General features: G+C 47.2%; 13 protein-coding genes. 6 read left to right on the top strand and 7 right to left on the bottom strand.

What is annotated here, in order from left to right:
- The first annotated feature begins 336 nt into the window (after positions 1-336).
- Entirely contained in the window at positions 337-2214 is a 1878-nt protein-coding gene (locus tag BM265_RS15235; RefSeq protein ID WP_074962866.1) for a glycosyltransferase family protein, read from the top strand.
- Between the two features lie 20 nt (positions 2215-2234).
- Positions 2235-5057: an excinuclease ABC subunit UvrA gene (gene uvrA, locus BM265_RS15230; protein ID WP_074962865.1), complete on the top strand. Its 2823-nt coding sequence runs from the start codon at positions 2235-2237 to the stop codon at positions 5055-5057.
- A 103-nt stretch (positions 5058-5160) separates the two neighbouring features.
- Here uvrA and BM265_RS15225 read toward each other — a convergent pair whose 3' ends face one another.
- The 7 genes from BM265_RS15225 to BM265_RS15195 form a co-directional block, all read right to left on the bottom strand.
- A complete protein-coding gene (locus BM265_RS15225) occupies positions 5161-6081 on the bottom strand; it encodes a PHP domain-containing protein (RefSeq protein ID WP_074962864.1) in 921 nt (306 codons plus the stop codon).
- Positions 6082-6370: 289 nt separating this feature from the next.
- Positions 6371-11746, bottom strand: a complete 5376-nt coding sequence (locus tag BM265_RS15220; RefSeq protein WP_177219609.1) for a hypothetical protein — start codon at positions 11744-11746, stop codon at positions 6371-6373.
- A 295-nt stretch (positions 11747-12041) separates the two neighbouring features.
- Positions 12042-12254 (bottom strand): hypothetical protein, encoded by a 213-nt coding sequence (locus tag BM265_RS15215; protein ID WP_143098748.1) that lies wholly within the window; start codon positions 12252-12254, stop codon positions 12042-12044.
- A 96-nt stretch (positions 12255-12350) separates the two neighbouring features.
- On the bottom strand, positions 12351-12806 hold the full coding sequence (locus tag BM265_RS15210) for a helix-turn-helix transcriptional regulator (RefSeq protein ID WP_074962861.1): 456 nt from the start codon (positions 12804-12806) through the stop codon (positions 12351-12353).
- Between the two features lie 455 nt (positions 12807-13261).
- Positions 13262-14434, bottom strand: coding sequence for a hypothetical protein (locus tag BM265_RS15205; RefSeq protein ID WP_074962860.1), 1173 nt, complete (start codon positions 14432-14434; stop codon positions 13262-13264).
- A gap of 78 nt (positions 14435-14512) precedes the next feature.
- Complete coding sequence (locus BM265_RS15200; protein ID WP_074962859.1) at positions 14513-15670, bottom strand: hypothetical protein; 1158 nt, start codon at positions 15668-15670, stop codon at positions 14513-14515.
- 183 nt (positions 15671-15853) lie between these two features.
- Complete coding sequence (locus tag BM265_RS15195; RefSeq protein WP_074962858.1) at positions 15854-16660, bottom strand: hypothetical protein; 807 nt, start codon at positions 16658-16660, stop codon at positions 15854-15856.
- Positions 16661-17367: 707 nt separating this feature from the next.
- On the opposite strand from BM265_RS15195, the gene BM265_RS15190 reads away from it, so the two are divergent.
- From BM265_RS15190 to BM265_RS15175, 4 genes are all read left to right on the top strand, one after another.
- Positions 17368-18540: an NAD(P)-dependent malic enzyme gene (locus tag BM265_RS15190; RefSeq protein WP_074962857.1), complete on the top strand. Its 1173-nt coding sequence runs from the start codon at positions 17368-17370 to the stop codon at positions 18538-18540.
- A gap of 3 nt (positions 18541-18543) precedes the next feature.
- A complete protein-coding gene (locus BM265_RS15185) occupies positions 18544-19350 on the top strand; it encodes an endonuclease/exonuclease/phosphatase family protein (RefSeq protein WP_074962856.1) in 807 nt (268 codons plus the stop codon).
- Between the two features lie 15 nt (positions 19351-19365).
- Positions 19366-20298, top strand: coding sequence for a quinolinate synthase NadA (gene nadA, locus BM265_RS15180; RefSeq protein ID WP_074962855.1), 933 nt, complete (start codon positions 19366-19368; stop codon positions 20296-20298).
- Between the two features lie 282 nt (positions 20299-20580).
- Positions 20581-24321, top strand: coding sequence for an EAL domain-containing protein (locus BM265_RS15175; protein ID WP_074962854.1), 3741 nt, complete (start codon positions 20581-20583; stop codon positions 24319-24321).
- The last annotated feature ends 183 nt before the right edge of the window (positions 24322-24504 follow it).

Genomic DNA, 24504 nt, shown 5'->3' with positions numbered 1-24504 from the left:
CGGCAGGAATTATTACCAAGGGGCATGACCTCGCAATGGAGCTGCGCCGACGCCCTGTTATGGATAGGCAGAACGAAGGAAGTTGGGACTTCACGTGACGAATGATCCCGTTGGACAGAGGAGGTTTGCTGCCGTAACGGATATGGGTCGCATCAAGGCTGTCAAAACAGATCTCTCAAGACGTTTTGTTTGCTATACCCTGATAACGTTAAATCCGGCATTCAATGCTTTGGATCATCCATAACTTGGTTCATTTCTTGAACATAACTTTATGAAATACTGAGATTTCGCGAGTATTTACGAGATTTTACAAGATATTTTGAGGAGGCAATGGCATTGGATAAGACGGAAAATAGTTTTTATAAAAAGCACGGAGCGCATATAGTGCTGGCTGTGATGATAATCATACAGCTGATATATTCCTGCTATGTGTTTGCATATGAAAAACAGGGTACTCACTCGGATGAACTCTGGAGCTACGGACTTGCCAACAGCTATTACAAGCCATTTATATATCTTGAGGACGGAATCTATCAGGACGATTACACAGGCGGCTACGAGGGCTCTGATATCGCCAACAAATGGATAGACGGCAGTGTGATGAACGATTATCTCACGGTGCAGGAGGGTCAGCGGTTCTCATATGATTCGGTGTACCACAATCAGGTGCTTGACCATCACCCTCCGCTGTATTACTCGATACTTCACACGATATGCTCATTTTTCCCTAACAGCTTTTCGCTGTGGTATGCTTTCTCCATAAACCTTGTGAGCATGGTGTTCATACAGATATTCCTGTTCAAGCTGACAAAGCTGTACACCGATAAGGATACCCTGGCGCTGACAGTCTGCCTGCTTTACGGTGCAGGTACAGGTGCGCTTTCCACAGTGCTGTTTTTAAGGCAGTACTGCTTCATGACCATGCTCATAACCATGTACTATTATTTCAGCGCAAAGCTTTTCCGAAGCTATGACAAGGAAAAGGGTTTTGATCTCAAAAAGTACGCTCCGCCAATGGCTGTGACAGCTTTCCTGCTGTTTTTTACAAATTACACCATGGCGATAATCTGCGGTATCTTCACAGCAGTGGTATGTCTGTATATGCTTGCCCGCAAAAGGGTGAAGCAGATGTTCGTCTACGGACTTTCAATGACTGCCGCGCTGGGAGCTTTCTGTGCAGCTTATCCTTACGTGATAAAGCACATTTTTTTATATAAAAATATTGGTAATGGAAAGGCATACAAAGGCACTTACAGAACACGTCTTTTATTTGTCCTCGATCTGCTTTTCAAGCACACCATCGGCAAGGAGTTTTCGATATACAAGTCATCAACGATCTATTATGTGATCGCAGTGCTGGCAGTTCTTGCAGCTATATGTGTACCGCTGTGCTTCCTGTTTCGAAAAGAAGTTTGGTTCAAGAATTTTGTACGTGGGGCAGCTGCATGGATAAAGGCTCTGCCCAAGAAGATACCTGCGGATATAAGAGCGATAGACGGTACTTTCGTTGCGTTTCTCATTGCAAATACCGTTTTTGTACTGATGCTTCCAACGATGAGCGATATCAAGGAGATGGGTCAGCCTGGTGTGAGATATCTCTTCGTTGTTATGCCGCTGGTATGCCTGACAGTAGTCGGGTTTGTGTATGCAATACTGAGGGATATCCCGAAAAGGGTAGGAGAGATAGCTGTGCTGATAATGGCGGCAGCACTTATCTGCGTGATAAACATAAACGAGCAGACACCTTTTCTGGCAAAGCACACCTCTACTTATACTGACCTGGCAAAGGATTCCGAAGGCAGGAATGTCCTGCTGTTCGCAAGCAATGGTACAGGAAATATATGGTATACTCAGTGCTTTCCGTCGTACCTGAGAAAGGCTGACGGCATATTCATATCCAATGTCAACGATAAGGAGAGTTTCGGCAGAAATACCGATGGCAGACAGGTGGATATGGTAATAGCGCCCATAGAAACTTTTGACAAGGATGGTGAATGGTACAAAAGGATAATCGGTAATGACAGGCAGTTCTTTGAAAATAATGCTGATGAAATGAAAAATATTGCTGACACTGCTTTTGAAGAAAAGCATAAAGATGAAATCATATTTGCCGATGACCGCCTTGCGGATATCACTGATACTGATAAAGCAGAAGTCCTTTATTCCATAAACATACAAAACAAGTATTACGCAGTCATACAGCTTAACAGCTGAAACCAAACGGAGTTGATATAATGCCCATTAACGAAATAATCATAAAGGGTGCCAGAGAGCATAACCTTAAAAATGTGGATCTTACTATACCCCGCGATAAGCTGATCATCATGACGGGGCTTTCGGGGTCGGGAAAAAGTTCGCTGGCTTTTGATACGATCTATGCGGACGGTCAGAGAAGATATGTGGAGTCACTGTCTTCTTATGCCAGAATGTTCCTGGGGCAGATGGACAAGCCCGATGTTGACAGCATCGAGGGACTTTCTCCCGCTATATCCATCGACCAGAAAACCACTTCTAAGAACCCCCGATCAACGGTGGGTACTGTTACGGAGATATATGACTATCTTCGTCTTTTATACGCAAGGATAGGTGTGCCGCACTGTCCTGTCTGCGGACGTGAGATAAAACAGCAGACGGCAGATCAGATCGTCGATCAGCTGATGTCTTTGGAAGAGGGCACCAAGATACAGCTCCTTGCCCCCATAGTCCGCGGAAGAAAGGGCACTCACCAGAAAGAGTTCGAGCAGGCCAAGAAGTCGGGCTATGTGCGCGTGCGTGTGGACGGCATCACCTATGACCTTTCGGAGAATATCGAGCTTGAAAAAAACAAGAAGCACACCATTGAGATAGTGGTGGACAGACTTGTGATAAAGCCCGGCATAAAGTCGAGACTGACAGACAGTATCGAAACCGTATCCTCGCTGACGGGAGGACTTGTTACAGCCGATGTCATAGGTGGCGAGGAAATGACCTTTTCGCAGAACTACGCCTGCCCAGAACACGGTGTATCCATAGGCGAGCTTGCTCCGAGAATGTTCTCATTCAACAACCCCTACGGCGCCTGCGAAAAGTGTACTGGTCTTGGAGTATTCAAAAAGATTGACCCCGACCTTATCGTGCCTAACAAGAGCCTTTCCATATCCGAGGGCGCTATCAAGGCAAGCGGCTGGAACGTTTCTGACGACAGCTCCATAGCCAATATGTATTTCAGGGCGATATCCGAGGAATACGGTGTTCCGCTTGATAAGCCTGTCAGCGAACTGACAGAGGAACAGCTGGGACTTTTTCTCTATGGTACAGGTGACCATAAACTGCACCTGAGCCGCGGCAGCAAGTTCTATAAAGCGGAATACGATTCTGCATTTGAGGGCATAATCCCCAACCTGGAAAGGCGTTATAAAGAGTCAAACAGCGAATGGTCAAAGGCTGATATCGAGGCGAATATGACAGAGGAAGCCTGCCCCGCCTGCAAGGGCAGAAGACTTCGCCCCGAGAGCCTGAGTGTCACCGTTGGCGGACTGAATATCGCGGAGCTTTGCGATAAATCTGTTGTGGGCGTGCTGGAATTTATGGACAGCGTTGAACTCACCGACCGTGAAAAGCTCATAGGCGAAAGGATAATCAAAGAGATAAAGGACAGGCTGGGATTCCTTGCCAGCGTGGGTCTGGAATATCTGACCCTCTCCCGTGCGGCAGGTACGCTTTCGGGCGGCGAAAGCCAGAGAATACGCCTTGCAACACAGATAGGCTCTTCACTGGTGGGCGTGCTGTATATCCTGGATGAACCATCCATAGGTCTGCACCAGAGGGATAACAATAAGCTGATAGCAACGCTGAAACGTCTGCGCGACCTTGGAAATACGCTGATAGTTGTTGAGCATGACGAAGATACCATGTATGCCGCCGACCATATAGTCGATATAGGTCCCGGAGCGGGCATACACGGCGGAGAAGTTGTTGCGCAGGGAACAGTCGAGGAGATAAAAGCCTGCGAAAGGTCCATAACAGGGCAGTACCTCAGCGGACGAAGAAAAATACCCGTGCCCACGGAAAGACGTCAGGGCAACGGCAAGTTTCTCACGGTTAAGGGCGCAAGGCAGAATAATCTGAAAAATATAGACGTGAAGATACCGCTGGGAACTTTCACCTGTGTTACAGGCGTTTCGGGCAGCGGAAAAAGTTCGCTGGTGAACGAGATCATCAATAAGTACCTTTCGGCAAAACTCAACCGCGCAAAAACAAGGGCGGGAGATTTCGATAAGATGGAAGGCGTTTCACATCTCGATAAGGTCATCAATATCGACCAGTCACCTATAGGCAGAACACCCCGCTCGAACCCCGCGACCTATACAGGGGTCTTTACCGATATCCGTGAGCTTTTCGCCCAGACACAGGACGCTAAGATGAAAGGCTATAATTCGGGCAGATTTTCCTTCAATGTAAAGGGCGGACGCTGTGAAGCCTGCGAAGGCGACGGCATCATCAAGATAGAGATGCACTTCTTGCCCGATGTTTACGTGCCCTGCGAAGTCTGCGGCGGAAAGAGGTATAACCGTGAAACGCTGGAAGTAAAGTATAAGGGCAAGAACATCTATGATGTGCTGGAAATGACAGTCGAAGAGGGCGTGCAGTTCTTCACGAATATGCCGAAGATACAGCGCAAACTTCAGACCCTTTACGAAGTAGGTCTTGGGTATGTTAAGATAGGTCAGCCTGCAACAACGCTTTCGGGCGGTGAAGCACAGCGCGTGAAGCTTGCAACGGAGCTTGCAAAGCGTGCAACAGGGCGTACCATATATATCCTTGATGAGCCCACAACAGGTCTGCATACAGCGGATGTCCATAAGCTGATAGAAGTACTGCAAAGGCTTGCTGATGCGGGAAATACAGTGCTTGTGATAGAGCATAACCTTGATGTGATAAAGACAGCCGACCATATCATCGACCTTGGTCCCGAGGGTGGAGATAAGGGCGGTACAGTCGTATGTACGGGTACACCCGAGGATATCGCGAATTGTGCGGAGAGCTATACGGGAATGTATTTGAAGAAGATGTTGTAAAGAGCAAACTAGCGGGAACTGCCAAAGAGACAAGCCCCGGCACCTCCAACACTTTACTTTAACCAAAAAAGGACAGCCTGAGCTGTCCTTTTTTCTTTCTCTATTATTCCTCCGCAGAAGCCTCTTCTGCCGTCGAAGTATCTTCCTTAGCCTGTATATCCGAAGCCTCGCCAACTTTTTTCGCTTTTTTCGCATTCAGATGTATCAGCTTGAACAGCTTTTCAAGGTTTTCCTCATCGGTAGTGAACTTGCCGATATGGGTCATAGTGCTGTTATAAAGCCCGTGGAAATCCGAACCGCCTGTTACTATCAGGTCATGCTCCTCGGCATATTTCTTCAGAGCCCTCTGCTGGGTATCTGTGGCGGAAACATGGAAACACTCTATGCCGTCCAGCTTGCCGGCCTCCACAAGCTCTTTCATAAGCTCGATATTGCCGAACATATGCGGGTGAGCAAGTACTGCCACACCCTTTGAAGAATGTATCAGGTCAAGCACAAAATTTACATCGGGATACTCTCTCGTCACAAGGCACTCGCCCCTTGGGTACGAAAACAGCCTGTCATTCACCGAACCGTAAAACTCGGTGGCATAGCCGTAGCTTATCAGTGCACGCATAATATGTGATTTATATATGCTCTTGGAACCCTTGGTGTACTTCATCACAGCGTCCCTTGGTATCGGGAATCGTTCCATCACCTTGTTTATCATATCCTTGGCGCACTCGGTCCTTATCTGGCATGATTTCAGGCACAGACCTTCGAGCCTGTTAGGCTTCTGAGGCGCGTAGCAGAGGATATGCACCTTTTCGTTGCGCTTTTTGTCCCATGCGGAAAGCTCCACAGCCTGTATTATTTTAACGCCGTAGCGGTCGCCGAGTATCTGCGCACGGCTTGATGATGACAGAGTATCATGGTCGGTTATGGCGAGAAAATCCAGTCCCATGCGCTTAGCCTGCGCGATGACTTCTTCTATGCCCAGTGAACCGTCCGAAAGGGTTGTATGACAATGCAGATCGCCTTTCATTTAAGTGAACCTCCATATCGTAAAATATGCGTTGTACATAAAAATTCAAATATATACGACCATATTATTATACCATAATTTCAAACACCATGCAAGTATTTTTGAGAAATTCCCACAAATCGATCATTTACAACGCCACTCTGCACAAAATCCACATGATATTTTTGTCTGCACTGCACAGTAAAAATATGGCATTTATTGATTTTTATGTATTTTGCTCGTTTTTATAAACAAAAGGCGCTTCTGCTGTATCTCAGCAGAAGCGCTCTTATTATGTATTATCGGTATACTACCATTTCCAGTCAACAAAGAATCTTTCTTCGTTGGGATCCTTTACTGCGTGCTGACGCATATACTCTGTTACGGCAGCAACTGCTATCAGCAGTATGCCCGCAAGCAGGAGGTATGCCCACCATGCCACAGCCGCCAGGAAGTCTCCTGTGATATAGAGCGTCAGTCCCAGCAGTGCAGCCGCAGATACCAGGAACCAGCGTCTGGTCTTTTTCACGAAGGAGAATATCAGCAGTACCAGAGAAATACTCAGTACTATCAGCGAGTTCATCAGCGACTGGTTCATCAGACCGTCTGCGATAAGCAGCAGGAACGACGCCATGAATACCGCCTGGCTGAACTCAGACGACAGCTTTTCGTCGTCTTTCCAGATCTTCTTCACAGCAATACCGAACAGTACGATTATCGCAAGTATTATCTTGGTCGTGATAGTGCTGTTTTCAGATACCATAAAAGGTCTTACCATAAGCGCTGCACATACCAGACCTGCCGAGCAAGTCATAGCCGCTCTGTTTGCATGATGCGAGTGTTCGCGGCGGATGCAGTTTGCTGCGAATACAGCCAGTTCAAGGAGCGCTATGAAGCTTCTTGCACGGGGCGAGAACATCATGCTTTCTACGAAGAAGCAGCTTATCACGCAGAACAGTATGCCCAGATGCGCTGTATCCAGCATGGTCCTTCTTTCGTCTTTTTTGTATATACCATTGCGGAACATCAGTCTCGAGATCACAGCGAATACTGCTGTCATAGCTATCGAGAACAGTATTACCGCATTGCCCTCGCTCATCGGGTCATACCAGATGGCACGGGCTGACATATCCGCACCCATAAACAGTGTGAACAGCGGTATTACCGAGTGGTAGTTCCTTGACGATGTATGGATCACCGCGTAAAGCGCCGCACTTACCACAGTAACTATCAGTGCCGCTACAAGGTCGCGCCTTGTGCTGTATGCCATGAAAAGCGATACACAGGAGCCGATCTCCATCGTGTACTTCATGAACTTGTATTTGCGCTCTTCCTCGCTGCCGAATCCCAGTGCGAATGCACCTGCACAGAGTACCGCTGCGCATATTCCCATTGCAAGTGTCCTGCAGTGCATATTGTATTCACGTTCAAGATAGCCCGAAAGCATTACCGCTGTGACTATCTCGGGCACAGGCTGGAAGAACTCCATGATGCGCGACTGCAGTCCGTGATTGCCGCCGAAAGCCTGTACCGCAATGAACACCGCTACTACTGCCATAACTATCACGCCGTAAGGCAGTGCCGCGCCGTCAAGCAGCCGTACAGCCAAACCGAACAGCATGAGCGTATAGAGCCAGTCTGCCATACGTGTGTAGACCGCAGGGATTATATAGTATACTGCAAGGGCAGCAGCTGTCAGCATAGCGAATATGAATACCTTGTTGTATCCGCCGCCCAGCGCATCACCTATCACACTGCTCAGCACATAGAACAGTACAGGCAGTTCAAGGCTCTGCAGATGTATGAACATACTGTTCTTGCTTCTGATACCGTAGAATATCATCTCAGCAGGAAGGATAGTCCATACTGCTACAGACATCCAGCTGAATTTCGGGAACTCAAGTACAAGCATCAGAATGTAGAACATCAGATATACTATTCTTGTGCCTGTGATAAGAAGTCCCACTTCAAAGCGCTTTTTCTTTATGAACTCATCTGCCAGTGTTCCCGCCGCAACTGTGATGCAGCATATCAGCGCGAATACCGAGAAGTTCTCAGCATAGCGTCCTATCTGCCAGAAGGAGTAGGTCAGGGCTGCCACCTCAAAGGCAAGCAGTGCCTGGCTGCGTTTGATAATACCGTAGTACAGCATCTCCATAGCAAATATTATGCCTAAGCCGAAGCAGTCCCAGTTCCAGGTACTGAAATTATCTGTCATGCAGTAGATCGCCATAATTCCGAAGAGTCCGCGCATCAGCAAAACAGGAACTGTCGCATTGAACAGCAGCTTACCCTTTGATTCCATGCGGAAGTACAGCATGGTAAGCAGTGCAAGAAGTGCAGTTGACCACAGCGCGAATGCCGAGCCGTCATCCACCAGCAGGCGCACCTGCAGCAACGAGTAGGAAAGTGCCGCCATATGGCAGAACAGCCAGCCCTTGCTGCGCTTTGTGATGCTGTAATACAGCATTTCCGCCGCCGCGATAATGCCAATGCCGAAGCATTCAATGTTCCAGCTGCCGAGATATTTCACCATGGAGGAAAGCGCTATCAGTCCGAAAAGTCCGCGCATCAGCATAACAGGAATATCCGCCCTGAACAGCAGCTTGTTCTTCTTTTTCAGGAAGACGTATACCATGGTCAGAACTGCCAGTATCGCCGTTGACCACAGCGCGAATGCCAGCGGGTCGTTCACCAACTGACGTACCTGCCACAATGAGTAGGAAAGCGCCGCCATATGACCGAGCAGCAGGGTGCTGCTGCGCCTTGATATGCTGTAATACAGCATTTCTGTCGCGATGATGATGCCCAGACCGAAGCACTCCCAATTCCAGCTGCCGAAATATTTCACCATGGATGAAAGTGCTACAAGTCCGAAAAATCCTCGCATCATTATGATAGAACTCAGCGCACTGAATCTCAGCTTGTTCTTCTTTTCCAGGTAGAAGTATATCATAGTCAGCACTGCCAGAAGCGCTGTTACGAACAATGCAAAGACTTGAACATCATTCATGAGAATTCCGCACTCACAAAGCATGATCGCAAGGCAGACATTGTGTGCCAGAAGCAGATACTTGTTCTTTTTGATGATGGCATATACCAGTGTCTCAACTGCCAATCCGGCGATCAGTGTCCAGGATACCCAGCTGAAGCAGCCATGTGACTGCTCGTCAGCATAAACCAGCAGCAGACAGCCGCCGCCGATAACTGCCTTTGCGCTGTATATAAAGCGCTTTGCATCGAACAGTGTCTTTTTGTAATGACGAAGTATCATGTAAGCCGCCGTCAGCACCACACTCATGCCAAACATTATCAGCGCGTAAAGATGCGCTTTCTCAATGCCGTAAGCATAGAAGTTATTGGGGATCAGCATGAATACCGCCGCCGCTATGAACGGGAAGCGGAAGAATATCTCACGCTCTCTGCGGTAAAGTACAGCATAAACGCTGAGTTCAGCTATCATCAGCAGGCACATAGCCCAGCAGTATCTGTCCCATCTGTTCAGCTCATTTGTAAGATACAGCGCAGCAGGCAGGCTCATCAATACTCTCATGATGATATTTGTGGCATCTGCATTAAATAATGTCTTTCCCTTTCGGTCAAGATATCTGTAAACACCGGTACCCAGAATGCCGACCATCAGTATTATCAGTGAAGCAAGCTCTTCGCCGTTAGCTATCGATGAACGACCAAGCTTGAGTATAAACTCGTATGACAGGCTCAGTATAGCCGCACACTGAGGTATCAGCAAAGCCTGAAGCCTGTAGTACGAAGCCATAGCCGCAAAGTCTATCACCCATATAATGAGGACCGCAAGGTGTAACGGGCTGTCAACAGGGTGTATGAACAGCACGGGTGCAGTTACCAGTGTCAGGATAAGACGCATGGTACTGTGTACCTTATCCGCCCTGAAAAGCAGAGCTTTCTTACTGTCAAGCAGGATATATGCCCAGCTGCCTACAGCCGAGAATATTGTTATTATCAGTGTGAACTGAGCATAATTGCCCAGTGTCATGTACAGGCTCGGCAAGCTCGTCAGTAAAAGCACCGCATGGAAAGCCAGCCATTGCTCGCTCTTTTTGCGTATAGCGTGCCAGAGTGTCTCGCCTGTATATATCAGCCATAAGCCCCAGCCGAACAGCGACCAGCCAATGATCTCATTCCTGCCGGCGAAGTCAGCCAACAGGCATGGCGCAGCGATAAACGCATAGGCACCCTTTACCAGTTTGTAAGTTATCTCAACAGGCTTTGATATCTCTTTGCCCGCCGACTTGCTGCCGTAGAATACTATCGATGCCAGCAGACCCGCCGCTGATATCAGCATGGAGAAAGCTGCGTACTTGTTGTATTCAAAGTAGTTAGCGAACTGCGCCAGCACCAGCGTGCCGGATATAGCCATAGATACGCAGGCTGCATATTCGCAGAATGGTTTTGAGAATACTTTCATCGCGCCCGCCGAGAAGAACGTCACTAGCAAAGCGCCCATAGCAAGGAATAGCATCATTCCTCCGCCCTCGAAGCCGTACCAGGCTCCCATCAGCCCGAAGTATCCCATTGTTATGTAAGCTATGGTTGCAAACACCGAGCCCAGTATGTATACCGCCGCCGCAGTGCCTTCTATCTTAAGTTTCTTATGCGCAAAACCGAACATCGCAAAGAACAGCACTGCCTGTCCCGCAAGCACGCCGACTCTTGTCCAGTCGCTCATCTGTACCCAGAACGCTCTTGAGAATATTATACCCGCCAGCGCCACGAATGTAATACCTATACCCGTAAGCACTGCCGCAGAGCTGTACTGCTTCTTCTGACGCTTCGGTCTCTCCGCGCGCAGAGGTCTCTGTACAGCCTGAGGTCTTGCCCATTCGGGAAGAGGCTGTCTGTTGTTGTATTCCGCAGAACTCATAGGTACAGCACGCTGTTCGGGCATAGTATGTACCGCCGCCGCAGGCATCTGCTGTGCAGGTCTCTCCTGAACAGTATTCTCCTGAACAGGCTTTTCTTCTGCAGGTCTTTCCTGTGCGGTATCCTCCCGAACAGGCTTCTCCTCCGCAGGTCTTTCCTGAACGGTATTCTCCCGAACAGGCTTCTCCTCCGCAGGTCTTTCCTGTACGGTATTCTCCCGAACAGGCTTCTCCTCCGCGGGTCTTTCCTGAACGGTATTCTCCAGAACAGGCTTCTCCTCCGCAGGTCTTTCCTGTACGGTATCCTCCCGAACAGTCTTTTCCTCCGCGGGTCTTTCCTGTGCGGTATCCTCCTGAACAGTCTTTTCTTCTGTAAGCTGAGAAACTGTCTTCTCGACAATCTCTGTGCCGATGACCTTTTCAGCATCGTCATGCTTCACAAGGTCAACACCGCTGTGATGGTGCTGAGGTTTGATCTCAGCCTGTGCAGCTTCGGGAGCTTTCTTCTGTCCCGCGATATCTTCCCAAGTCACCGGAGCACTCTGCGCCGCCGCAGTAGTTTGCTGTGCCTTCGGAACATACCCAACAGATCCCGCATCGTTCTGAACGCCCTTCTGCCCATAAGTGTAGCGAGCCTTGTCATTGAAGAAAGGACCGTCGTTCCTCTGGACAGGCGAATAATTGTAACGTTTCTGGGCGTTAGTTTCCGCGTCTGTTTTAAGCGCATACTTCTCCATCGAGGTTATTCTTTTTTCTCTGTACAGCTGATCAATGAAACGATTCATCTTTTTTCGCTTCGATGAAGAACTTATGCACATAGGCAGCAGCACGATCGGCGATAACACCCATAATATTATAAAAAGCATAGTTTCACCCCTTTGCCCCATTCAAGGGGAAAGTACTTCAAAAATATTTGTTCTATATATTATAACATACAGTTCACAAATGTTCAAGACAGCAGAGCTTTTCTTTTGCACGTTGACCGCGCTATTAAAAGCTCTTACTATAATTATACGTTTTGTCTCTTCTCTTTTTATGGTATCATTCTGCACAAAGTATCTGTTTTATTTTTGTCCGCTTTTACAGTCCGAAATGACAAACAAGCGATAGTACCGGATATACTATCAACATCATCGCCCAACAAACAGCATCCCATATCCCGTTTTCAACAGGAAGCTTTTTCGCCATCACTCTGCTAAAAATTATATACAATATCGGCAGTATGACCGCGGCTGCTATATAATCCCCGCCAGAGTTGAAAAAAGCTATGCCGCCATATTCGGCACTTACCATAACTTTCGCCCAGAATATCGTCATTGCCGCGCAAACAGGCAGCCCAAGCGATAGTCTTATTATGATGTTTCTCTTTTCCGATATCATCTTCGCACGTCAAAGCCCCTGCTCATACTCTGCCGCCGCTTTCCTGACTTTCTCCAGATGGAACGATGAATATACACATCTGTCACCCGCAGTAAGCAGGCGGTAATGCTGTGAGATGTAGTTCTGCTGTATCTTCCATTTATCGGTGGTTTCTATCTGCCTCCACCATACCTTCCCGCCATGAGTCTGACGAAAGTTGATGGTGGTATCATCAAAAGCCAGCGCCTTGACCAGGTCGCTCATCTCGCCGCCGAAAGCATTCTGCAAAACACTGCTGTCCGAAAATATAACAGCCAGTGCCGCCGAGCCCGTCCAACCCAGCAGAGTTCTTCCCTTTTCTATCTCCACCAGAGTTTTCTTCGATATCCCCAGACAGTGCGCCATTTTATCCTGATTGAGTTCATACTCCGTCCTCACCAGTTTAAGGTTTTTGCTCATCATGCTGATGAATTCATCACGGTTCATTTTATCACCCCAATTCGTGTCGATTTACTTTTATGGTGTAATTTTACACTATATAATCCCGTTTGTCAACACTTATATCAAAATTTCTCCAAATTTTCACATAACTCTCTTTGCTGTCACAAATCCTCACGTTGATTTTTGTGCATAAATACGAGCCCATGCCTTCGTATACCACTGACCCAAACCACTACGAAACCCATACCAGCCAATGCGACCGCATACAGTGGCATCTTTTGGAATGCTCACAAAAAAAACAAATATTCCACGCGAAACAATTACATCCATCAGCATATACCCGCATACAAAAACGGCGGGCAGTCACCTCCCGCATCTCCACGAGATCATATGACCGCCCGCCTTATAGTTCAATTTAAATTTTGGCTTTGTGCCTTACGTTGATGGTTCAGCCGACAGATCAGCTGTTTTGCTCTTGCGATACGTCCGTTTATTATGTATTAGCCATAACATTTAATACTCTCTTGATCAGAATACTGACCCGTCTTCCCTGTTGCGGGATCCTTTGTCTGAACACTAAATTTAAACCCATCATCATATGTTATCTCACTAACATATACACTGATACCCTCATAATTGTATTTCAACTCATCGTTGATTAGCTTGTCGCACTCGGAGAGAGATGCTTTCATGTCTATCTTCAGACCTTCCTTTGAGATAGCCTGAAAATTGCATTTTTCAAGGACGCTCTGATAATCGTGACCCTCGCTCACCAGATTGCAAATATAATTCACTACACATCCATATGCTTCCGAAGCAGCGATATCAAGCTGAGATTCGCTGAAATCTGCCTGTAATGGCGCATCAAGGTCAAATGTACCCCACTCGGCAGTACCATCTGTCGGGCGCGGATACTGACCTACCTTGCCTGTCTTGTTATCCCTTACCTGAACAAAGAAATCAAACCCACTTTCAAATTCTCTTCTATCCACGTATACGCTTATATCTCCGCGTGCATACTGCGATGCTATCATATTTATCACATAGTCGCCATAGGCTTTGTATTTGTAATTGAAGCCCGTTTTCATGCCGCCCTTTGAATTTGAATTCGCTAATGCTCCGTTCTCGAAGCAATCATAAATTGTATAGCCCTGATCTCCGCCATAAGTCATAACATCGATGATTACAAAATTATAACATATTTTTGCAGCAGTGTTCAGTTCATCGACGGTGTTGGATTTGTTGATATCGGAGTAGACCCTTATCCTCTCGGGAAGTTCACTACGATTTTCCCAATCCAGCATGGTAAAGCTGAACGAAACACACTGGTTCGGCGCAACAGAACCGTTAGTGCCGCAGTCCCTTATCACGTTGTTATACCTTTCTCCCGGAGTGAACAGCCTGCCGTACTTTACGTCCTCGATTTTACCGAAGAAGCCGCCGTCAAACCCCACTGCCCAGTGGTTTATAGTTTTCTTGCTTGTGTTTTTCAGTGTCACCTTAACGGTGCTTTTGTCGTCCTTAACGGAAACTACCTCGCACTTAGCCAGATAGCCTGTTCCTCTGTAAGCCTTTGAATCGCCCTCTTTAAGTTCAGCTGATGCGTTGAGCGAAAGACCGCAGGCAAGTGCCAGCGCTGTTACGCCCGAAATGATTCTTTTGAAATTTTTCATTTTTAACCCTCCTATATTATGTGAGCATTATCATTCAGCACTCACGTATACGATATGTTAGTTTGTGCCTTATCAGCCCTAACATATAATACTATCCTGATAAGAATACTGACCTGTCTTTCCTGTTGCGGGATCCTTTGTCTGAACAGTAAATCTGAAGTAGTTTCTATACGTTATCTCACTAACATATACGATCATACCCTCTTCTAAGTATTTCAGTTCATCGTTGATAACCTTATCGACCCCATCGTAAGATGCTTTCATGTCTATTTTCAGACCTTCATCTGATCCAGCCTGAAAATCGATGTTTTCAAGGATGCTCTGATAGTCCTGACCCTCTTTCATCAGATCATATAGATAACCCGCAACACAATCATAAGCATGAGAAGCTGCGCTGCGAAGCTGAGATTCGCTGTAATTCGTGTATACAGGCGTATCAAGGTCAAATGTGCCCCATGTTGCTTCGCCCTGCGTTCTGTGAGGATACTGACCTATCTTGCCGGTCCTGTTATCCCTTACCTGAACAAAGCAGCTATCCTTGCCGTCGATCTCCGTTCTGCCAACGTATACGCTTATGTTGCCGCGGGCAAACATCGAAACTACGGCATTTATCTCCCTGTCGATCTCAGTTTTGTATCTGTAGTTGAAACCTGTCTTCATACCGTCTTTTGAATTTAAATTCGCAAATACCCCGTTTTTGAAACACTCATCGAATGAGACACCCTTGGCTTTGTAATCATTGAGAATTTGGTCAATACCATTATAGCAGGCAAATGCAGTTTTGTTCAGGTCTTTGACAGAGTTTGATTTGTCAAGATCCGAGTAGACTGTTATCCCCTCGGGAATATCGGAACTATTGCCGGGATCCGTCATGGTAAAGCTGAACGATACACATTCATTCGGTGCAACAGAACCATTAGTGCCGTCATCCTTGATTATGCGGAACATCCAATAATCGGGACTGAATAGCTTGCCGTTCTTCACGCTTTCTATATTACCATAGTTTACAAACCTTACAGCCCAGTTGTTTATCTTCTTCTTGCTTGTGTTTTTCAGCGTTACCTTAACGGTGCTTTTGCCGTCCTTAACAGAAAGCACCTCGTACTTAGCCATATAGCCTGTGCCTTTGTAAGCCTTTGAATCGCCTGCTTTGAGTTCAGCCGATGCGCTGAGCGAAAGACCGCAGGCAAGTGCCAGCGCTGTTACGCCAGAAATGATTTTCTTGAAACTTTTCATTTTAACCCTCCTGTATCTTGTGAGCATTATCATTCAGCACTCACGTATATGATTATATCACAGCTCTGATTTGCTGTCAATATTATTTTGACTAATAGCCTTGTTTCACACTGTTACTGAGAGTTTTATTGTACAGCTGATTGGCTTGCGGACGTACTGCGGTGGGTATTCTCGCCGCTGATCTCAGTTCTGAGTAAACTTTCCCCATTCGGCAGTGCCGTCTGTCGGGTTAGGATACTGACCTATCTTTCCCGTCCTGTCATCCCTGATCTGAACAAACAAACAGTCCACACCGTTGATTTTTGTCCTGCCAAGATATGCGCTTATATCGCCGCGGGAATACTGCGATGCTGCGATATTTATAACTTCATCTCCTCTTGCCTTGTACTCGTAAGTATAGCCTGTTTTCATCCCTTTTTGCGACTTTTCATACACCCCTTCCCTGAATGGATCATCCATTGCTGTGGCAGGATCGGGGTAATACCTGAGAATATAGTCGGCATATTCACAACACTCTCTGGCAGCTGTGTTAAGTTCTTCAACAGTATTGGATTTGTCAAGATCGGAGTAAGCCAATATCCTTTCGGGAAGTTTAGCTTGACCGTACCGATCCTCCATTGTATAGCAGAAGGAAACACACTCATCCGGGGCTAAAGAAGCGTTAGTTCCGCAGTCCGTTATCGAGGAGTATACCGAAAACACATCATGCGGATTGAATATCCTGCAATTCTCAAAGTTATGTAATTTCCATGGTACTTTTTTAAGTGCTACCGCCCAGTGGTTTATCTTTTTCTTGCTTGTATTTTTCAGCGTGATCTTAACTGTGGTATAATATCCATTAACAGAGACCACTTCATACTTAGCCATATACCCTACGCCTTTGTAAGCCCTTGATTGACCCTCATAAAGCTCAGCCGATGCAGACATTGACAGCCCGCAGGCAAGTGCCAGTGCAGTTATGCTGGAAATGATCTTCTTATTATTTTTCATTTTAAACCTCCTGTTATTTTGTGAACGGTATCAAATCTGATCTTACGCATATGATTATATCACTGCTATGATATGCTGTCAATAGTTTTCGCTTATCAGCTTGGTTTTATTCTTGTAGTGGGAGCTTTATTGTACAGATATTTTTCTTGCAACTGATTTGCACAGTCGTGTCACGTTTCATTTTTTCACACAAGTGTTCCAGGCGGAATGTTTGTGTTTATTGGTTAATGGACGTACTGCGGTGGGCAAGGTCGCCCCTCGTCCCTCGGGTCGAGCTGTCAAAGACGCTTCGCTGTTTGACAGAGAGCGCGGCATTATTTTTCCGCACATAGAAAGAGCGTGGACGGTCATAGTCCACGCTCTGAGATTTTTTATTTCCGCGCCTTGTTTTGAGGCGGGTAGTTTGCTGTGTTATTTACTGCTTTATTGTCACGTCGCTTTGGTGCCTTGACCGAGAGGCTCTGCCTCTAACAGTCAGCTTTGCTGACTGTGGCTCCCGCAAGCTTTTCGCGAAAAGCTTGACCAAAAGTTCTCCTCCTTGGCAGTTCCCACCAGTTAGCTTGTTCGCTTTCTGCATTGCTTTTTCGAGATTTTGTCCCTCGGTGTCTTTACATTTTAAGGAATATATGTTATAATGGTCGGGAACGTAATTGTTTCAGCGGCTGTGCGCCGTTATCTATGAAATGTATCGAAAGGAAGTTATTCAAATGAACGTTATGGAAGAATCCTTACAGCTCCACGAACAGTGGAAAGGCAAGATAGAGGTAATATCAAGGACTAAGATCAATAATGCCCGCGACCTCACACTGGCTTATACCCCCGGTGTTGCTCAGCCTTGCCTGGAGATCGAAAAGGATCCCGACCTCAGCTATGTTTACACCCGCCGAGCTAATCTGGTGGCTGTTATCACTGACGGTTCTGCTGTACTGGGTCTTGGTAATATAGGACCTGAGGCAGGTATGCCCGTTATGGAGGGCAAGTGCGCTCTGTTCAAGGAGTTCGCTGATGTTGATGCTTTCCCTCTCTGTGTAAGGAGCAATGACGTTGATGAGATAGTTAATACTGTTGCTATGATAGCAGGCAGCTTCGGCGGAATAAACCTTGAAGATATCGCTGCACCCCGCTGCTTCGAGATTGAAGCAAAGCTGAAGGAGCGCGTTGATATCCCTGTATTCCACGACGATCAGCACGGTACTGCTATTGTTGTGGGCGCTGCTATGCTCAATGCCTGCAAGCTGACAGGCAGAGATATCGGCAGCCTGAAAGTTGTTATGAGCGGTGCGGGCGCTGCGGGCTGTGCTATTGCAAAGTTCCTGATGAGTCTTGGTGTTAAGGATATAATCATGCTGAACTCTAAGGGCATCATCTGTGAGGGTGACGATATCAAGAACCCTGCACAGGCTGAGATGGCTAAGATCACCAACCGTGAGCATATCCGCGGCGGTCTGGCTGATGCTATGAAGGGCGCAGATGTATTCGTAGGCGTATCCAAGCCTGATCTTGTAACTGCTGATATGGTAAAGAGCATGAATCCCGATCCTTTCATATTCGCTATGTCCAACCCTGTTCCCGAGATAATGCCCGATGTTGCAAAGGCAGCAGGCGCATACATCGTTGGTACAGGCAGATCCGACTTCCCGAACCAGATAAACAACGTTGTAGCTTTCCCCGGAATCTTCAAGGGTGCGCTGGCAGTTCGTGCAAGCGATATCAATGAGGAAATGAAGCTGGCAGCGGCTTATGCCATAGCTTCCTGCGTTCCCGATGACAAGCTGTGCCCCGAGTTCGTACTCCCCGATGCATTTGACAGGGCAGTACCCGTGGCAGTTGCCGAAGCAGTTGGCAAGGCTGCAAGAGAGAGCGGAGTTGCAAGAATATAAGCTGTGATAACTTCGTGGAATGTTAATAAGAATGAATCTGCGGTATCTCATGCGGCACGTACCTTTATCAAAGAATATGATGATCTTCTGATAGTGCATGAGCTTAAAAGGGGACATATAAAGAATGTTTCTTCTGAGCTTGCGGATATGGGGCTGGAGCTTATTCTTCCGCAGAATGAACAGAAGTACAGTGCGGATTTCTATACCGCCGCTGTGTGTAAAAAAGGCGCGTACACCCTTGACGAAAGCTTTGCTGCCGTTGCCTTTGAGGAATACCGCAACAGGGTCATCGTGCTGCATAAGACGGCTGTGCGCGATATGTATATCATAGGTGTACATATCCCGCTCAACGGAAATTCCGGTTTTTCAGCTACAAATTACTGGGACAGCCTTATTGAGCTTCGGCGCATTATGCCCAAGGACAAGCCTGTTATATGTATGGGCGATCTCAATACTTGCGAACCGGGGCATTACAGCAAAAGCAGGCTGTATGAGTTCATGTCAAAGGGATTTGTTGATTTTTGGACAGAAAAAGGCTATGGACATAACGCAGAAGCTTTTCCGGAAGCTGCTACATATGTTCAAGTGGATAAAAAAACTGGGAAAAAGACCAACGAGCGTCTTGATTACGTACTGGTAACAGGCAAGGATTTTGCAAAGCTGAATATCAGATATGATATTTATACAGACAGTTCGGTGCTTTTCATCGATCCTGTTACTCATAAAGAAAGACAAGACGGTCTCTCCGACCATTCCGCGATAATGCTCGGTACGCCGAGCGAATTAGAACCGTTTAAAACCAAAACCTAAAAGAGGGTGAAAATAATGATCAGAGATATTCAGGATCAGATAATCAAACTTAAAAAAGAGCACGATATCTGTATACTTGCACACAGCTATCAGGCGGCTGAGATAGTCGAGATAGCTGATATCACAGGCGACAGCTACAAGCTTAGCGTGGAGGCTGCAAAGGTCCAAAACAAGAATATCCTTATGTGCGGAGTGCATTTCATGGCGGAGACCTCTAAGATGCTTTCGCCTGAGAAGAGGGTATTTCTTGCCAACGGCGGCGCAGGCTGTCCTATGGCTGAACAGATGGAGCCTGAGATGATACGCGGTCTTAAAAAGGACGAACCAGACCGCAAGGTGGTATGCTACATCAACACTACTGCTGCGCTGAAAGCAGAGTGCGATGTCTGCGTTACTTCATCTTCCGCTGTGAAGATAGTGAAGAATATGGATGCGGACAAGATACTGTTCATACCCGACTGCAATCTGGGTACTTTTGTGGCTAACGAATGTCCCGATAAGGACATTATGCTTCTTCAGGGCGGTTGCCCTGTTCACGCTGCGATAACTGTTGACGAGGTTGAGGAAGCCCGTGCGGCTCACCCGAATGCAAAGCTTCTGGTACACCCCGAGTGCAAGCCTGCAGTTACCAAGCTGGCTGACTATGCAGGTTCAACAGCAGACATCATGAGATATGCCGCTGAGAGCGATTCACGCGAATTCATCATCGGCACTGAGATATCCATAAAGGAACATTTGCAGTATAAGTTCCCCGAGAAGAGGTTCTATGACCTGTCGAAGCGCCTTATCTGCCCGAATATGAAGCTGACCACCCTTATGGACGTTTATGGCAGCTGTAAGGCGATAGGCGGCGACAGCAGTTTCGATGTGACCGAGATCGAGATGAGCGATGAGCTTATTGCTAAGGCAAAAGGCTGTATCGATGAGATGATAAGGCTGTCGGTATAAAAAAAGTAGCGGAAACTTCCGGCCTATTAGGCGCGGCAATAACAAAATCATGAGCGTGGACAATACAAACGTCCACGCTTTTTCTATGTGAGGAAAATTATTGCCGCGCCTACTTTATCGGAAGTTTGCTCGGAATTGTTACGCTGAATGTAAAATTTTCATTTTTCGGTGAAAATACTTGTAATAATTAGGGGAATGTGATATAATAATAAGGAAGATTCGTCTGCATATGTAAATATGTTACTATAAACAGATCATAAGCTGATGCAACGGGGGATAGATATGGAAAATACTCCTAAACAAAGACCTTTGATAGGAATTGTTATAAATGAACCCGATCTGGATTTTTACAGCAAGGCACTGTATCATGTCCAGAAGGAGCTTTTTGCCCATAATGCCGATGCTGCTATATTCAATACACTGCTGACGCAGGCCGATCAGGTCGATGTGGAAAACACGATATTCTCGCTTATCGAGCCCGATCTGCTTGATGGTATGCTGGTGTTCGGCTATACGATAAAAAATGAAAAAGCGGCGGCTGAGATCCGCCGTATCATAGATCACAGCAATATCCCCGCAGTTTATATCGAATCCGAGGCTGAAGGGCTTGACAGTGTCATGTTCGATAATGACGAGTGTACCGATAAGATAGTAAGGCATCTTACCGAGTGGCATCATGTTAAAGATGTGTGCTTTGTCAGCGGCCCTAAGGACAGCGTTTTTCATGAACGTGTGCTGAAAAGTTTCAGAAAGGCTTTAGCAGAACAGGGGATAGACCTGACTGATGACAGGGTTTTCTACGGTGTTGACTGGATAAGCGATTACAGCAGTATCGCCGATGATATTATCGACCACGGTATACCCGAGGCGATAGTGTGCTGCAGTGATTTCACGGCTGCGGGGCTTGTGGGTGCGCTGTTCGAAAAGGGTCTGGAGATACCCGAGGATGTTATAGTTACGGGCTACAGCAGGAACGAGCCTTTTGCATCGGATTATGTGAATATAACTTCCATCGAGCGCCGCCCCGAAACTATGGCGGTGGAGGCTGTCAGAAAGCTGTTTGCGAAGATAAAAGGGGAGGAGTATGTCCCTGAGGATAAAAAGCCATGCTGTGTGCTTCGCAAGGGCATAACCTGTGGCTGTGAAAGAATAAACTATGCCGAACTTTCGAGGGCGGCAATGGATAATATGGTCTCTAACAGGCGCTCCGGCTTTGATTCGTACTATAATGATATGTCCGAGACGCTTGTAAATGCCGACAGCCTTGATGAATACCTTTGGAGGATAGACTGGTATACCAGGTATCTCGGTGATTTTGAGAGTTTCTGGCTGTGCATTAACGATGGTATACTCCATGTTCCGGGCGATAAGCTGACGGATTTTTCGGAAACTGTTTCGATAGCCTACAGCAGACAGAATGGAAAGGGGGCTGTTCCCGGGGGAGCGATATTCAACAGGCATGAGCTTCTTCCCGCTATATTCGGGGAGAGGGACAAGCCCTGCGCGTATATATTCAACTGCCTGCATTTCAGGCACGTGAATTACGGTTATACCGTGCTTTCCTACGGCGATTCGGGGGCGTTTTTTGATAAGCATTACGTTATGTGGCTGAGGTATGCGGCTATCGCAATGGAGAAGCAGAGAAGGCGTATACTCTACAATGACAGCGTTTCTGACGACCAGATAAGAGACCCTCTGACAGGTCTGCTGAACATAAAGGGATACAAAAAGGTAATGACACAGAAGTGCGGAAGCTTTGACCGTCCCGATATGCTGATGAGAATAATCTCGGTGGACGTTGAGAATCTCAGGGGCATAAACTCTGCCTATGGTTACAGCGAGGGCGACAGGGTGCTGCAAAGGCTGGCTACGGTGCTGAGCATCAGCGCGGGTGATGACGATATCTGCGTAAGAGTAAGCGGTGATGAGTTCTTCATCTGCGGACTTATGGAAGCGGCTGTGCCTGTGGACGATGTTCCCGTTGATCTGGAAAGGAACCTTGAAGCTTTCAATTCCAGTTCCACTATGGATTTCGGTGTGCATTTCTATACATCAAGGGTAACTGCGCCCTTGACTTCGGTGGAGATACTTGACAGTCTGCCATATGAGGCTAACTATCAGCGCACCATGGCGAAGGATAACCATAACAAGAAGCGTATGAACATCGCGGACGGCAAGGTACGTCAGCCTGTTGATGGCTATGACGAGGAAGAGAGGAAGCTGGTCGCTAAGATACTCAACGACGATCTGCTGACTTACCACTTCCAGCCGATAGTAAGCGCAAAATCGGGAGAGATAGTGGCTTACGAAGCCCTTATGAGATATGAGGGCGGAGTGAAGATATCTCCAATAACGATACTGAACCACGCGGCGGCTATGGGCAGATTGGACGATGTTGAAAGGCATACGATGTACAACCTGTTCAGATTCGTGCATGAGCACAAGGAGGATATGAGCGATAAACAGCTCTACATAAACAGCATACCCTCCTGCACGCTGCCCGAAAAGGACTTTGAGGAGCTTTGCACCACCTACAGTGATATAGTATCAAAGATAGTAATAGAATTCACCGAAGAGACCGAGGCTAGCAAAGAGCAGCTGGAGATAGTTCTCGACAGGCGCAAACGCTACGGTTTCAGCATAGCGATAGACGACTACGGCACAGGATATTCAAACATAAGCAATCTGCTGACCTTTATGCCCAACTGCATAAAGATAGACAGGAGCCTTATCATGAATATCCACGAGGATAAACGCAGACAGCATTTTGTTAAGAATATCATCGACTATGCCCGCGATAATCACTTCAAGGTGCTGGCTGAGGGCGTTGAGAAGATAGAAGAGCTAAGGATGCTGACGGGCATGGGCATAGACCTTATACAGGGCTATTTCACGGCACGTCCCGCACCCGAGCCTATAAAGTCAATACGTACCGATATAAAGGAACAGATAAGAGAATGCAACCGCGTCAACGAAAATTTCAGGATAAAGAAAACCTACTTTGCAGGCGGTGAAGATGAGCTTTCGCTTATATCTCTGGATTTCGATGATTATACCGAGGTGTTCGTATCCGAGGGCGACTGCGTGCTGAAAGGCTCGGAGGGGTATTCTTCACATCTGTACATAAAGATAAAGGATGGTCTGGACTGCCGCCTGAAGCTGGACGGTGTTCATCTTTCGGGCGAAAACAACGAAGCCTGCATAATCGTAGGCAAGGGCAGCAGGCTGACGCTGGAGATAACGGGCACAGTCGAGCTGGGCGGCCCGATTAGCGTTCCTGCGGGAGCGTGGATAGATGTAGTGGGCGACGGCACGCTTATAATGAGGTCGGGTACTACGCAGAGTTACGGTATAGGTTCCGACCCGCTGAGCGAATTCGGCGTGATAGGCGTACACCTTGGCGGCAAGCTGGATATCACCATTGACGGCGAGTACTGCATAGGCATCGGAGGAGGCTTTGCTTCGGCGAACAGCAGGATAGATGTGGGCTCGGCGAATATCAATATCAGGCTGGCGGGCAAGCATCTTCTGTGTATCGGCAGTATAGAATCCGATGTGCCTGTGACGGTGAAGAACAGCGAGCTGATGATGAGCACCCACTGCGTGACAGGCATGGGTATAGGCAGTACAAAGGGCAAGCTGACGGCTGTTATCGAAAACAGCAGGCTGATATACGATGCTTCGGGGGACAATATCTCCTGCATTAATTCACCTGGCGGAGCTCACAGCACAGTGAAGCTTCGGGATACAAGCCTGAACTTCCATATGCTGGGCAAGAACTTGATCGGTATGGGCTCGGCACAGGGCATACTTTCGATAGATGCCGAGAACTGCGGTTTCGATATATACGGTGAGGGAGCGAATGCCATCGGTATCGGCGGCATGAGTTCGGAATCGAAAATATCGCTTAAAAAGTGTGTGGGAGATATAAGATTCAGCTCCAGCCACGGACAAGTCCTCTGCGGTGCCGAGGGTATGGTAACTCTTGAGGACTGTGACATACGAACAGGCGTAAACACCTGAAAAAATTAGTATTACAGCGGCAGTATATTATTTCTGCCGCTGTATTTTTCGCCCATAAAACGTTTGATTTTAGGAAACGTTTGCGTAACTGTACGACTGCACGTACAGCGGATAAGTTTCATACTTTCGTAAAACGAAAATGAGTGTAAAATTTTGGCAGATGAGTGAGCTGATATGAGACGT

This window comes from Hominimerdicola alba (assembly GCF_900112155.1).
GTDB lineage: Bacteria > Bacillota > Clostridia > Oscillospirales > Ruminococcaceae > Hominimerdicola > Hominimerdicola alba_D.
This window is presented reverse-complemented; position numbering and strand designations above follow the sequence as displayed.